At 71.0% G+C, this 13,988-nt stretch carries 10 protein-coding genes; 7 read left to right on the forward strand and 3 right to left on the reverse strand.

The features are described 5' to 3' along the window. Positions 1–77 precede the first annotated feature (77 nt). The 6 genes from ABR737_RS38145 to ABR737_RS38170 all read left to right on the forward strand — a co-directional run bounded on the left by ABR737_RS38145 (position 78) and on the right by ABR737_RS38170 (position 6,875). The gene (locus ABR737_RS38145; RefSeq protein WP_350255734.1) at positions 78–1,472 is read left to right on the forward strand and encodes a type I glutamate--ammonia ligase; all 1,395 of its coding nucleotides are present in this window, start codon (positions 78–80) and stop codon (positions 1,470–1,472) included. After that, positions 1,466–2,608: an amidohydrolase family protein gene (locus ABR737_RS38150; protein WP_350257084.1), complete on the forward strand. Its 1,143-nt coding sequence runs from the start codon at positions 1,466–1,468 to the stop codon at positions 2,606–2,608. Before ABR737_RS38145 ends, ABR737_RS38150 begins: the two co-directional genes overlap by 7 nt. A gap of 151 nt (positions 2,609–2,759) precedes the next feature. Continuing rightward, positions 2,760–4,034, forward strand: a complete 1,275-nt coding sequence (locus tag ABR737_RS38155) for an MFS transporter (RefSeq protein WP_350255735.1) — start codon at positions 2,760–2,762, stop codon at positions 4,032–4,034. 237 nt (positions 4,035–4,271) lie between these two features. Next, on the forward strand, positions 4,272–5,510 hold the full coding sequence (locus tag ABR737_RS38160) for a cytochrome P450 (protein WP_350255736.1): 1,239 nt from the start codon (positions 4,272–4,274) through the stop codon (positions 5,508–5,510). 15 nt (positions 5,511–5,525) lie between these two features. Continuing rightward, positions 5,526–5,720, forward strand: coding sequence for a ferredoxin (locus tag ABR737_RS38165; RefSeq protein WP_350255737.1), 195 nt, complete (start codon positions 5,526–5,528; stop codon positions 5,718–5,720). Between the two features lie 369 nt (positions 5,721–6,089). After that, complete coding sequence (locus ABR737_RS38170; RefSeq protein ID WP_350255738.1) at positions 6,090–6,875, forward strand: EamA family transporter; 786 nt, start codon at positions 6,090–6,092, stop codon at positions 6,873–6,875. A gap of 22 nt (positions 6,876–6,897) precedes the next feature. Here ABR737_RS38170 and ABR737_RS38175 read toward each other — a convergent pair whose 3' ends face one another. The 3 genes from ABR737_RS38175 to ABR737_RS38185 form a co-directional block, all read right to left on the reverse strand. After that, positions 6,898–7,527, reverse strand: a complete 630-nt coding sequence (locus ABR737_RS38175; RefSeq protein ID WP_350255739.1) for a response regulator transcription factor — start codon at positions 7,525–7,527, stop codon at positions 6,898–6,900. Positions 7,528–7,958: 431 nt separating this feature from the next. Continuing rightward, positions 7,959–9,788 (reverse strand): MOSC domain-containing protein, encoded by a 1,830-nt coding sequence (locus ABR737_RS38180; protein WP_350255740.1) that lies wholly within the window; start codon positions 9,786–9,788, stop codon positions 7,959–7,961. A gap of 535 nt (positions 9,789–10,323) precedes the next feature. After that, entirely contained in the window at positions 10,324–11,043 is a 720-nt protein-coding gene (locus tag ABR737_RS38185; protein WP_502964532.1) for a L,D-transpeptidase family protein, read from the reverse strand. Positions 11,044–12,131: 1,088 nt separating this feature from the next. Between ABR737_RS38185 and ABR737_RS38190 the strand changes: the two genes are divergently transcribed. Further along, a complete protein-coding gene (locus ABR737_RS38190) occupies positions 12,132–13,529 on the forward strand; it encodes an NADP-dependent succinic semialdehyde dehydrogenase (protein WP_350255741.1) in 1,398 nt (465 codons plus the stop codon). The last annotated feature ends 459 nt before the right edge of the window (positions 13,530–13,988 follow it).

The raw sequence follows: 13,988 nt of genomic DNA on the forward strand, positions 1-13,988 counted from the left end.
GGCGTCGCACCGTCCCGGGAAGGGCACACAGCGCGAACGGGCGCCGAGGCATCGGCATGGTCAGTGAGGACGGCTCTATGGGATCGCGGGCTGCACAACAGCGCCAGGAAGCCCGCCAGTTGGCGGCACGTCTCTCCGCGGAAGGCGTCCGGAACGTGGCGCTGACCTGGGTGGACAATGCGGGTATCGCCCGCGTCAAGACCGTGCCGGCCGAACGGCTCGCGGCCGCGGCGGAACGCGGAGTCGGGATGTCGCCCGTCTTCGACGTGTTCACCTCCGACGACGCCATCACCGCCTCCGACCACCTCGGCGGACCCGACGGCGACCTGCGGCTCTTCCCCGACCTGGACCGCGTCACCACGCTCGCCGCACAGCCCGGCTGGGCCTGGGCGCCGGCGGACCGCTACGACCAGCTCGGGCTGCCGCACGCCGCCTGCCAGCGGCAGTTCGCCCGGCGGATGACGGAGCGCGCGGCCACCGCCGGCCTGGAGCTGCGGATGGGCTTCGAAACCGAGTGGGTGGTCACCCGTGCCCCCGCGGGGCACCAGACCGCCACCGGCGACGAACCGCTCGACTACCCCTGCGCCGGCCCCGCCTACGGCATGACCCGGGTCGTCGAACTCTCCGACTACCTCCGCGATGTCACCGAGGCGCTGAGCGTCCAGGGCATCGACGTCCTCCAGCTCCACCCCGAGTACGCCCCCGGCCAGTTCGAGGTCACCACCGCCCCCGGCGACCCGGTCCGCGCCGCCGACGATGTGGTGCTGGTCCGCGAGACCATCCGCGCCGTCTCCGTCCGGCACGGACTGCGTGCCTCCTTCGCCCCGTCGTTCGTCGCCGGGCAGGTCGGCAACGGCTGCCACCTCCACCTCGGCCTGTACCGCGACGGCACCAGCCTGCACCGCAGCCCCGACGCCCCCTGGGGCCTGGCGCCGGACGCGGCGGCCTTCCTCGGCGGCGTCCTCGGCGCCCTGCCCGCCCTGCTCGCCATCGGCTGCCCCTCACCCGCCAGCTACCTGCGGCTGCAGCCCTCCCAATGGGCCGGCGTCTACCAGTGCTGGGGCGTGGAGAACCGGGAGGCGGCGCTGCGCCTGATCACCGGCGCCCCCGACGACCCGGACGGCGGACACGCCGAGATCAAGACATTCGACGCCGCCGCCAACCCGTACCTCGCGGTGGGCTCGGTCATCGCCGCCGGACTGCACGGCATCGACTCCGGGGACCGGCTGCCGGAACCGCAGACCGGTGACCCGGGCGTGCTCGGCGTCCGCGAGCGCGCCCGGCGGGGCATCGTCCGGCTGCCCGCCACCCTCACCGAGGCGGCCGACCGGCTGGAGAAGTCGGCCCCGCTGCACGAGGCGATGGGCGAGGTGCTGCACGGCGCGGTGCTCGCCGTCCGGCGCGCGGAGGAGGCCCACTTCGCCGAGAGCGAGGACGACGAGATCGCCGCGGCCACCCGCTGGCGCTGGTGAGGCCCGCGGACGCGGTGGGAAGCGTCCCCGGCGACGGCCTGCCGCCGCTGGTGGACCACCACTGCCACGGAGTGCTCCGGCAGGCCCCGGACCCCGGGACGTTCGCCGCCTACCTCACCGAGTCGGACCGGCCGCCCGCCGCGGGCACCACCTTCTTCGACACCCAGGCGGGCTTCGCCGTGCGCCGCTGGTGCCCGCCGCTGCTCGACCTGCCGGCGCACTGCCCGCCCGACCGCTATCTGGCCCGCCGCGCCGAACTGGGCCCGGACGAGACCCGCCGCCGTCTGCTGCGTGCCACCGGCATCGGCGCCTACCTCCTGGACACCGGGCTGCCCGGCGACCTGACGGGCCCGGCCGAGACCGCGGAGGACGGCGGCGGCGCCGGCTTCGAGGTCGTACGGCTGGAGACCCTGGCCGAGCGGATCGCGGCCGGCTCCCGCGACGCGGAGGAGTTCACCGACACCCTCGCCCGTGCGGTCCGGGACGCCGCGCGCACCGCCGTCGCCTTCAAGTCGGTCGCCGCCTACCGCCACGGTCTCGCCCTGGATCCCGCGCCGCCCGCCCCGGGCGCGGTGCACACCGCCGCCCGCTCCTGGCTGGCCGCCGGCGCGCCCCGGCTCACCGACCCGGTCCTGCTGCGCCATCTCGTCCAGCTCGCCGTCGCCACCGGCCGCCCCCTCCAGCTCCACACCGGCTTCGGCGACCCCGACCTCCGGCTCGACCACGCCGACCCGGCGCTGCTGACCGACCTGGTGCGGGCCACCGCCGGCACCGGTACGGACCTCGTGCTGCTGCACTGCTACCCGTACCACCGCCAAGCCGCCTACCTGGCCGCCGTGTTCCCGCACGTCTACGCCGACATCGGGCTGACACTCACCCACACCGGCCCGCGCGCCGCGGCCGTGCTCGCCGAATTCCTGGAGCTCGCCCCCTTCGGCAAACTGCTCTTCTCCACCGACGCCTACGGCCTGCCGGAGCTGTATGCCGTCGGCAGCGCCCTGTTCCGGACCGCACTGGCGACCGTCCTCGGCGACTGGACGGCCTCCGGGGCGTGGTCCGACGAGGACGCCCGGCGGGTCGGCGCGATGATTGCCGCGGACAATGCCCGTAGGGTGTATGGGCTTCCGGGCGGCTGACCGGGCCAGCGGGGAGGGAAGAGCCCGTTACGGCCGTACGCACCGAGCCTGCCGAGCGTGCCGAACACCGGGCGGGTAAGGGGCGATCGGCCCGGGCGCCGCTTCCGCCCTGCCGTCCGCCGCGCCCCTGCCACGTGCTTTACTGCGCCGCGTGGCCCCTACAACGACCCCCAGGAAGAGCGATATATCCCCGCGCTCCCGGATATTCGCCGACCTGACCCCGCTGCGTCTCTCCCCGGACTACCGCCGCTTGTGGTGCGGCAACACCATCTCCTGGATGGGCCAGCAGATGACCGCGCTCGCGGTCTCCCTGCAGGTCTACACCCTCACCCACTCCACCTTCGCGGTCGGCCTGGTGGGCCTGTGCTCACTGGTCCCCCTGGTCGTCTTCGGGCTGTACGGCGGCGCCATCGCCGATACCGTCGACCGCCGCAAACTGGGCCTCTACAGCGCCGCGGGCGCCACCGTGATGTCCCTCGCACTGGCCACCGCGGCCCTGGCCGGATACCACCGGGTCTGGCTGCTCTACACCGTCGTCGCGCTCCAGGCCGTCTGCTTCGCGATGAACTCGCCGGCCCGCTCGTCGATGATCCCGCGGCTGCTGCCCACCGAACAGCTGCCGGCCGCCAACGCCCTCAACTCCCTGACCAGCAACCTCGGTCTGATGGGCGGACCGATGCTGGGCGGCGTCATCGTCGGTCTGTGGGGTTACCAGGCCGCCTACCTGATCGATGTGGCGGCCTTCAGCGGCTCGCTGTACGCGATGTGGCGGCTGCCGTCCATGCGGCCCGAGCAGGGGGAGGGGCCACGGCGCCGGGCCTCCGTACTGGACGGCCTGCGCTTTCTCGCCACCCGGCCGAATCTGCGGATGACGTTCTTCTCGGACCTGGCCGCGATGGTGCTCGCCCAGCCGCGCGCCCTGTTTCCCGCGGTCGCGGTGCTCTGGTTCGCCGGGGACGCCAAGACCGTCGGCCTCCTGGTCGCCGCGCCCGCGGTGGGCGCCGTACTGGGCGGGCTGTTCTCCGGCTGGCTCGGCGGGATCCGCCGGCACGGCCTGGCCATCCTGATCGCGGTGGCCGCCTGGGGCGCGGCCATCGCCTCCTTCGGTCTCTCCCGGCAGCTGTGGCTCGGCCTGTTCTTCCTGGCCGTCGCCGGCTGTGCGGACACCATCTCGATGGTGTTCCGCAGCACCATGCTGCAGGCCGCGACACCGGACGCGATGCGCGGCCGGCTCCAGGGCGTCTTCATCGTCGTGGTCGCCGGCGGGCCGCGGCTGGGCGACTTCCTCGCCGGATCCATGGCCGATCTGACCTCCCCGGCCACCGCGGTGATCGGCGGCGGGCTGGCCTGCGTCCTGGTGGTGACCGGCCTGGGCCTCGGCCGCCGCGCCTTCGCCCGCTACGACGCACGGGATCCGCAGCCTTAAGGGCGCGTCAAGCGGGTCTCCCCGATCGTGCGATTCGGTCCGGTCGATCACCTCACTGATGGGCGGCGGACGGAACCCGGCCGCCGCTCCGACCGCTGGGACCTGCGCTACATCTTTTGATGCATCACCACTGCACCGTCAGGCATGCTCCGGAACACCCCGGCCGGGCAATGCGCCCGCATTCCTGAGCGACCTACCTTTGAGGCACTGCTGATCAGATTCGAGGAGACAGGTGACATGCACGTGCCTCATGCAACCGACTCCGCAGCCCAGAGCATGCACACCGAATTCCCGGAATTCCCCATGCCCCGGTCCTGCCCGATGCGAATACCCGAAAAGTACGCGCAGTTACGTGCCGAGGCGCCCATTTCCAAGGTGACTCTTCAGCACGGAAGCACCGCGTGGCTGCTGACCCGGCAGGAGGACATCCGAGAATTCCTCGTCCATCCCCAGGTGGGCACGGACCGCCTGCTCCCCGGCTCCCCCCTGCAGGTGCGGCTTCCCGTCGGGGTGCCGAAAGAACGACTCGTCGGCATGGTCGGGATGGACGGCCCGGAGCACCTCGCACGACGCCGGCTGGTTCTCCCGGAGTTCACGGTCAAGCGGATCCGGCAGATGCGGCCACGCGTCCAGGAGATCGTGGACGCATGCCTCGCGTCCACGCTCGACGCCGGCCGTACGGCGGACCTGATCGAGGCCTTCGCCGCCCCGGTGCCCTCGATGATCGCCTGTGAACTGCTGGGAGTGCCGTACGAGGACAGCGCGTTCTTCCTGGCCAAGACGGCGGTCATCCTCTCCCGCAACGCGACCCGCCCGGAGCAGGAGAACGCCTACGCCGCACTCCTCGACTATCTCGAGGTGGTGGTCTCCGACAAGGAGCGCGAACCGTCAGACGACCTGATCGGCCGGCTCATCGGCAACCTCCGTGCATCGGGCTCCTACGACCGGGACCTGGTCCTCGGCATGGCCAGACTGCTCCTCGTCGCGGGCCACGAGGCGACACCGAACATGATCGCCCTCGGCACGGTCGGCCTGCTGGAGCATCCTGACCAACTGGCGGAACTGCGGGCCGACCCAGGGCTTGTCCCGCAAGCCGTCGAGGAGTTGCTCCGCTATTTCAGCATCTCGGACCAGGCCACTTTCCGTGTCGCTCTGTCCGATATCAAGATCGGCGACGTGACGATACGGGAAGGTGACGGCGTACTCGGGCTCAACGCATCGGCCAATTGGGACAGTGAATTCTACGAGAACCCCGAAGTTCTGGACATCCATCGTGACGTGGGCCGTCATCTGGCATTCGGCTACGGCCCGCATCAATGCATCGGTCAGAACCTTGTCCGGATGAACCTGGAGGTCGTCTTCAGCACCTTGTTCGCCCGTGTTCCCGGTCTACGCCTGGCAGTTCCCGCGGCGGAACTCCCGCTGAAAAACGATCAGATCGTGTACGGGGTTCATGAACTGCCCGTCACCTGGTGACCTGGAGGACATGTCATGCGGATCACCATCGACCGGGAAGTCTGCGTCGGATCGGGACTGTGCGTGCTCATCGAGCCTGCCGTTTTCGATCAGAACGACGACGGTCTCGTCGAACTGCTCGACGAAGGCCCTCTGACGGACGCCGGCGGTACGGTCGAAGACGCTGTTCAGCGCTGCCCTGCGGCCGCCCTCGGCATCACCCCGGACTGACCGGGCACCGCTCGCCGCGGGCGGGCAGCCGAAGGATCTCCGACCGGCCTCGACGCGGCACGGCTCGGGAGGCGTCTGCCCTTGGCGGGCGGTCGTCACCCGGCCGTGGAACCGCGGGACCGGATTACCGGAGGACCAGGACAAGAAGGCCGGCACCGGGTCGGCCCGCCGGGTGTGTGCGCCGGCCGCCCGGCCGGCGTTGTGCCGCTGCGAAGATTTTCTAGGAGCACCATGACGGGGACTCAAGAAACGACTACTGCACAGACGGTGCAGCAAACTGACCGGGCGGCGCGCCCCCGGCCCGGTGCCGGGCGGAGCGCCGGACGCCTTCTGGAGGTGGTGCCGCCGCCGGGGCTCATCCTGTGCGGAATGCTCTTCCGGCAACTGGGAGCCGCACTGGCCAAGCCGTTGTTCCAGGTCACCGGGGCGTTCGGAGTGACGACGCTGCGGCTGGTCTTCTCCGCCCTGGTCCTCTCGCTCGCGTGGCGCACGTCCCTGCGGGTCGGACGGCGCGCTCTGCCCGCCGTGTTCGCCTGTGGAACGGTGCTCGCCGGCATGAACTTCGCCTTCTACCAAGCGCTGGACCGTATCCCCATGGGCGTCACCGTCGCCATCGAACTGCTGGGGCCGCTGGCTCTTGCCGTCGTGAGCTCCCGTCGCTGGTCCGATGCCGCGTGGGCACTCCTGGCCGCCGCGGGGGTGGTACTGCTCACCGAGGTCGACGGCGGCCTTTCCTGGGTCGGTGTCGCCTTCGCGTTGATCGCCGCAGGATGCTGGGTGGGGTACATCCTGCTGGGTGCGAAGCTCAGCAGCCGTACCAACGACGGCGCGGGCCTGGCCCTGGCCATGGTGTGGGGCGCACTGCTCGCTCTCCCCGTGGGCTTCGCCGACGCCGGAACCAGTCTTCTGCAGCCGCATGTGCTGGCCATCGGCTTCTGTCTCGCCCTGCTGTCCTCCGTGGTTCCCTACTCCCTGGAGTTCAGGGCCCTTCGGCAGATACCTCCGCGGGTTTTCGGAGTGCTGATGAGCCTCGAGCCGGCGATCGCTGCCCTGGTAGGTCTCGTGATCCTCTCCCAGCGGCTCGGCCCCAGCCAATGGGTGGCGTTGGGCTGTGTGGTGGCTGCGTCCCTGGGAGTGGTGACGAGGAACCGATGACTCGCCGTACAGCTTCGTACCGTCAATGAATTCCCGTGATCAGCCGCAGTTTCACGCCGGTGTGCACGGCCTCCATGCGCGATCCGACATCAAGCTTCACATAGATGTTGGAGAGATGTCGTTTCACTGTCCCTTCCGTGACGCACAGAGACGAAGCGACCTGTGCATTGCGGAATCCACTGGAGACGAGTTGCAGAATCTCTTTCTCCCGAGCCGTAAGGGGGTTCTTCGTGGGAAACCTCAATTGCTCGGCCACCCCTCTGGAGAAGGAGATGAACATGCGGTCCCCGTTGCTCACTATGGCCCGTACCGTCTCGAACAGCTCCTCACGCGTCGAGTCCTTTGAGATGCAGGCGTGCGGCCTTACGGACATCGCCCGCTCCATCAGATGCGCATCTTCATGCGGGGTCAGCATCACCAAGCGCGGGGCCACAGGCTCCTGGTGAGCCGTCCGTACGGCTCCGACTTCGGGAAGCTCGGCATCGATGAGCACAACTTCGGGGCGCTCCTTGCGAATGAGCGACAGGGCCTCGAGTCCATCGTCGGCCTGGCCCACCACCTGGATTCCCGGCTCCGCCGTACAAAGCGCAGACAACCCTTCACGGAATAGTTCGCGGCTGTCGGCGACGACTAACCTGAACTGCGCAACCACGGCTCTCGACTCCCCCGTAACAGCGACTCCGCGTGAATGCATACCCCTTGATCATCGGCTAATCTACGGCGGTTCCGGGCGGGCGTCAACGCTGGGCAGAACCGGGCCGCAGTGGCTGAAAATCAATTTCCGCTCGTTTGCGGAGCCCGAGTTCAAAACCAGAGTAATCGTGAGTTACCGCAGAAGAGAGACCGCTCCGGCGGCGGGGCGAACTCCCGCCGGGAGGAACGCGGCGGTGGCTGAGTCGCGCCCGTTCGGCCACCACCACCCTCCTGCTCCGCCCGACTCCGTGACGGACCTCACGCCTCTGCAGGGACAGAGCTTCGGCGGAGCATCGTGGACCGATTCCCGCGTGCGCGGAACACGGGGCGGGTCCGTTCCCGCGGCTCGCCGATCGCCTTGCGACCCGACAGGCGGATCGACCGGCGGGCTCACAGCGGCATATCGACGTCGCCGGTGGGGACAACGCAGCACAGGAGCGCGCAGTCGGGCTTCGGAGGCAGGGCGGGCGGCGTGGTGTAGGTGACGCTTCCGCTGCTGATGCGTTGTTGACAGAGGTGGCAGGCACCGACGCGGCAACCGGACGGGGCCGATATCCCCATTTCGTCGGCAAGGTCGAGGAGCGTTCCGTGGTCCGGTGTCCAGTGTGCCTGGCGGTGGCTGACGGTGAACGACACGCGGAACGGGCCGGGGAGCGGCGGCCCGGGAGTCTGCAGTGGAGCTCGGGGCGAGGCGAAGATCTCCTGGTGAACCGCCTTGGCGGGCAGCCCGCGGCGTATCAGGCTGTCCCGAGCGGCGTCCATGAACTCAGGGGGGCCGCAGAGGTAGGCCGTCGCACTCGGAAGGTCGAGCAGCGGAGTGGCGACGGCGCCGAGATCGGGGCGACCGGCTGTGGCGTTCCACCGGGTGAGGTCGCCTTCTTCGGGGCGGGTCAGGAACAAGCGGGCCCGCCCTTGAGGCAGCGCGGAGATCAATGCGCGGGCTTCCTCCCACAGGGCGAGCCAGCGGCCGCTGCGGGCGGTATGGCAGAGCACGAGGGGACGACCGGGGTCTTCCTCGGCTGCGGCCTGCAGAAGGGCGAGGGTCTGGGTGATTCCGATTCCGGCGCCGGCCAACAGCAGCGGCGAGCGGGAGCCGGAACCGGAGCCGGGCCCGCCGGTCAGGGACCCGTGCGGGCCGGAGACGAGCAGCGTCGCACCGAGGCGGGCGTGGCGGTGCAGCCACGGTGACATGCGTCCGTCGGGATGGCGTTTGACGCTGATGCGCAGGTCGCCGTGGTGGCTGCCGGAGATGGTGTAGCAGCGCCAGACCGGCCCTCGGTCGTCGGTGACGTGGATCCGCAGGTGCTGTCCTGGGCTGTGGGGGCCGCGAAGGTGCTGCAGCGGATCGCGCAACCAGAGGCTCGCCACATCGTCGCTCTCGGCCTCGTACCGGACGACGCGGGCAGGTCGGGGCCACTGCTCGGGCGGCAGCCCCGCTGTGGGCGGCCGAGGCCTGCCGCGGTGCCGGAAGCGGGTCAGCCGATCCCCGGTGTGCAACGCTCCGGGGGAGATGACGCGGGCCCGGACACCGCAGAAGAGATGCCCGAAGTGGGTCATCAGCGAGGCGGGAATGTTGAGGTCCACCTCGCTGGTCACGGGGTTGACGCAGGTGGCCCGGCACCGGTTGACGGGGTGCAGTACCTCGAGTTCCGCCTCGCCGAGCATGATGCGTTCGCCGGGGAGGGACATTTCCGCCCATGCGCCGAGTCCGGCCAGGTAGACGTTGCCGCGGAAGCGCAGCGGATCGACCGGTGTTCCGACCGCGTCAGCCAGTGCGTTGACGGTGTCCAGGTTGATCAGTGAGACGGTGCCCGTCCGATCGTCCCAGTAGCCCCGATCGGCGCGTACCAGCTCCGGTCCGCCATAGGGGCCGGCCGGTAGCCAGTGGCGCAGCAGCGCATCGGCTTCCCTGCGGCTCTCCGGCTGATCCAGCAGTACGGTCACCGGGCTCTGATCCGTGGGGTGCAGGGTGACGGTGGCGGTGGTGTCGTCGAAGGCGGCTCTCAGCCTAAGGAGGTCATGGTGGGTGGTCAGCCGGGCGAAGGTTTCGGTGGGAGCCCATTGTCCCGCGCGGGGCAATGGGCTCTGCCCGTTGGCGATGGCCAGCACGCGGTCACCCGGCAGTCCGAGCCCCGGGCGCAGCCAGGCGCTGGTGATGTCCTGCCCGGCGCAGCCCTTGACCGGATACCGGACCAGCCGTCGCACGTGCACTTCGTTCACCGGATGCCGTTCCCCTTCCCTCGACGCTGGGCTTTGCCCGCCGGCCGGGCCCATCCGCACGGGTCACGTCCGATCGGCATCAGCCTGCGCCCGCACGCCTTCGATGTCTACGGAAGAGCCGCTTTCGGGGCGCGATGCGGGCTCGATGCGGCGCCCCCCACGGCCGGATTCCATCGGCGCGTGTCGCAGCCGATGCGTGTCGTCGCGGCCCGTTACCCACTGGAGTCCCGCAGGCGTGCCTTGGTGCAAAGCCGCAAGGTGGCAGGACGGGGCGGCAGCCCTGTGATCCGGTGTCAAGTTGTCCTGGTCTGTGCGGCGTTCGGTGGGCGCCGGACGTTCGGAGCTTCGCGTCCATGGGCCCGCGGATGCGCGCGGGCACCATGCTGCGCGAACCGCTGGTGGAACCGCAGGCCGGTCGAACTGCCGTCGGCCGAACCGCCGCCCACCGGACCGCCGTCGGCCGAACCCGAGCCGGCAGGGCACCGGGGTGGCCTGCCACCCCGGGCACCTCATCTCCCGCGCACCGCGGCCGCTGTCAGTAACGGGTGATGACGGTTGGCCCGTACGCCGTGCCGAGGGCGATGTGCGGGTGGGCGGACGGACGGATCCAGGCCAGGATCCGTGCCATTGCCCCGGCCGGTACGGAGACACAGCCGGCCGTGGCGCCCTTCCCGTTGACATGGAGGAAGATGCCGGCGCCGCGGCCGTGCGCCGGACGGTGATAGTTGAAGCCGATGACCAGGGCCCGGGCGTACTGCGTGGGATAGTCCGCCAGCCGTTCGGACTCGCCCGCCGCGCAGTCCGGCGGCAGCGGCGCCACCCAGCGGTTGTAGGAGGCGGAGGCATTGTCCTCGCACCACCAGGAGTCCGCGCCCACTCGGCGGTACGGCACGGCGGTGCCGGGCGGGGGCGGAGCGGTCCCGAAGCCGAACGGCAGGTCGTAGAGCCCGGTCGGGGTGGTCGACGTGCCCTGCACCCGGCTGCTGCCCTCGGCCAGCCCGTTGGCTCCGAAGCGGGCCGGCGCCCAACCCGCCTGCCCCCAGCGGCCGTTGTGCCGCTGCCACCACCGCACGGTCCCGGTGGTGGCGCGCGTCGTGGGCGCACGGGCGGTGATCAGCTGCTCGCCGCCGCCGGTGTCGGCCATGAGGTCGGGTAGGGGGACGCGGCGGTCGGGAAGGGGGATGTGGCGGCCGGGAGCGGCTGCGGACGCGCCGGCCGCCGCCGGGGCGGGCACGGCGAGCGCGAGCAGCGCCAGGGTGACCGCGGACAGCGAGGCCGAGGCCCGGCCCCGGACCGTGCCCCGGGCCGTGACCCGGGCTGTGCCCCGCACCGCGGCCCACCCCGTCCGGGCCCTCCGCTCCGTTCGCACCGCCGGGGCCGTCAGTACCCTCCGCACCCTCCCCGCTGTCCGCACCCACCTCACTGTCCGCACTCTCCGCACCGCCCGGAGCGCGCGCCCGGCTACGGCCCTGTTCCCGGCTACGGCCGTCCTGCCGGTCACGGCGGCCCTACCGGCCATCACCAGGCGCATCGTCCTCGTACGCAGCATCACGGGCATGAGCGCAATCTAGGGGGTGTCTCCCCGACCATGCCGGGCTCGCGGGGGCTGGCACGCACTCCCCCACGCCTGAACGGCGCGGGGGGACCCCCATCCGTGTTGTCGTCACTCTTCCCCAAGCTCTCGGCTCCGCTCGAGCAGGGGAGACCCCAACCGCTCCGCGTCGACTCCCTCCTCCGCCTTGCGATCGCGCTCGGCATCCGGTGGCTGATGTGGAGCCGAGACGGAGAGAGCGCAGCGAACGAAGTGCACCAGCCCCCGCTCCCTGATCCGGCCTGATCGGGGAGACACCCCCTAGAACGCGACCGGCCCGCCCGGCGCCGTCCGATCAGGTCACATACGCCGCCCCCGGGCCGTGCGCAACCCGTCCGCGGCAATCCGCCGTGCGCGGGGGCCATGGACGGGCGAAACTCGGGTACGGGGGCTCATGTGCCACTAGCCGTCTCAGTCTGGAGGCCCACCGTGCAGCGGCAACCGCATACGCGCAGTGAGCGCACGCTCGACCGCGATCCGCAGCCCACGCCCCCGGATCCGGGAGGCCCGCCGCCCGTCCCGGACCCGCTTCCCGGCCCACCGAGCCCGCCTGGGCAACCGGATCCCATTCCGCCGGAACCGTCGCCGATACCCCGTCCGCCCGGACCCGATCCCGATCCGGTCCCGGAGCCGTCACCGGAGCCTTCGCCCCTCTCCTAGGCCGTGGCCGCTCTCCTAGGAGGGCCGCCCGGACCCGTCGCCCTCTCCACCGGGGGTATCCCGCTCCCGCACCCACCAAGGAGGTGCTGATCATGGCCATCGCCACGGTCAACCCGGCCACCGGCGAGACCCTGAAGACCTTCGACGCCCTCAACGGGGGTGAGATCGAAGATCACCTGGTCCGGGCGGACCAGGCCTTCCAGGAGCACCGCACCACCAGCTTCGGCTACCGCAGGGAGCGGATGCTCGCGGCCGCCGACCTGCTCGATGCCGACCAGGACGGCATCGCCCGCACCATGACCACCGAGATGGGCAAACCGCTGGCCCAGGCGCGCGCGGAGGCGGCGAAGTGCGCCAAGACCATGCGCTGGTACGCCCACCACGCCGAGGCACTGCTCGCCGACGAGCACCCCGATCCGGCCGATGTCAGCGACTCCGGCGCGATCCGTGCCGTGGTGCGCTACCGCCCCCTCGGCCCCGTCCTCGCGGTGATGCCCTGGAACTTCCCGCTCTGGCAGGTCGTACGGTTCGCCGCGCCCGCCCTGATGGCGGGCAACACCGGGCTGCTCAAGCACGCCTCGAACGTGCCGCAGACCGCGCTCTACCTGGAGGAGCTGTTCCGCCGCGCCGGTTTCCCCGAGGGCTGTTTCCAGACCCTGCTGGTCGGCTCCGGGGCGGTCGAGGACATCCTGCGCGACCCGAGGGTGGTCGCCGCCACGCTGACCGGCAGTGAGCCGGCCGGCCGCGCGGTGGCGTCCATCGCCGGTGACGAGGTCAAGAAGACCGTCCTCGAACTCGGCGGCAGCGACCCGTTCCTCGTGCTGCCCTCCGCCGACCTCGACAAGGCGGTCCGCGTCGCGGTCACCGCCCGCGTCCAGAACAACGGACAGTCGTGTATCGCGGCCAAGCGGTTCCTGGTGCACCAGGACATCTACGACACCTTCGCCGAGCGGTTCACCGCCCGCATGGCCGCGCTGACCGTCGGCGACCCGATGGACGAGCAGACCGACGTCGGACCGCTCTCCAGCGAGCAGGGCCGCTCCGACCTGGAGGAGCTTGTCGACGACGCGGTCCACCAGGGCGCCACCGCACTGTGCGGCGGCCGGCGGCCGCCCGAGCACAGCGCGGGCTGGTTCTACGAGCCGACGGTGCTGTCCGGCATCACCGAGGGGATGCGTATCCACCGCGAGGAGGCGTTCGGCCCGGTCGCCACGCTCTACCGCGTCGCCGACCTCGACGAGGCGGTGCGCCTCGCCAACGACACCCCGTTCGGGCTCAGTTCCAACGCCTGGACCAGGGACCCCGAGGAACAGCAGCGCCTCGCCCGCGATATCGAGGCCGGCGGTGTCTTCTTCAACGGGATGACCGCCTCCCACCCGGGCCTCCCCTTCGGAGGGGCCAAACGCTCCGGCTACGGGCGGGAGCTGTCCGGGCACGGCATCCGGGAGTTCTGCAATATGACGACGCTCTGGTACGGGCCGGAGGAGTGAGCCGGTGCCGGAGGAGCGGGCCGGCGCCGCGACCTGAGTCGGAAACCCGGTCCGGCGTCGGAGAACTGAGCCGGTGTCGGGAGGCCGAGTCAGGAGCCCGGGCCGGCGCCGCGCATCAGGAGCCCGGGCCGGTGCCGCGAACCTGAGCCGGTGACAGAAGACCGAGCCGGGTGGCGGAAACGGTCGCCCCGGGAGGGCGCAGGCGCCGGAGCGGTTTGCGTCATGGACGTGAAGGTGTACGTTCCGGTCAGGTCGAGTCGGCCAACGGCCAGGTTGGTCGGCTCGGCCACTGCCGGGCCGCGACGTGGGAGCCCATTCCCCGGACCCAACAGCTCAGTTGATGTGCCGTCATCGATCCTGAATGCGGACATGTTCCCTGGGCGAACGCCACCCCTCGCCGGACCGGACGTTCACCACACCGCAGCCCGGGCCTTGACCACACCGCACACCGCAGCCCGG

It is taken from the genome of Streptomyces sp. Edi2 (assembly GCF_040253635.1).
Lineage (GTDB): Bacteria > Actinomycetota > Actinomycetes > Streptomycetales > Streptomycetaceae > Streptomyces.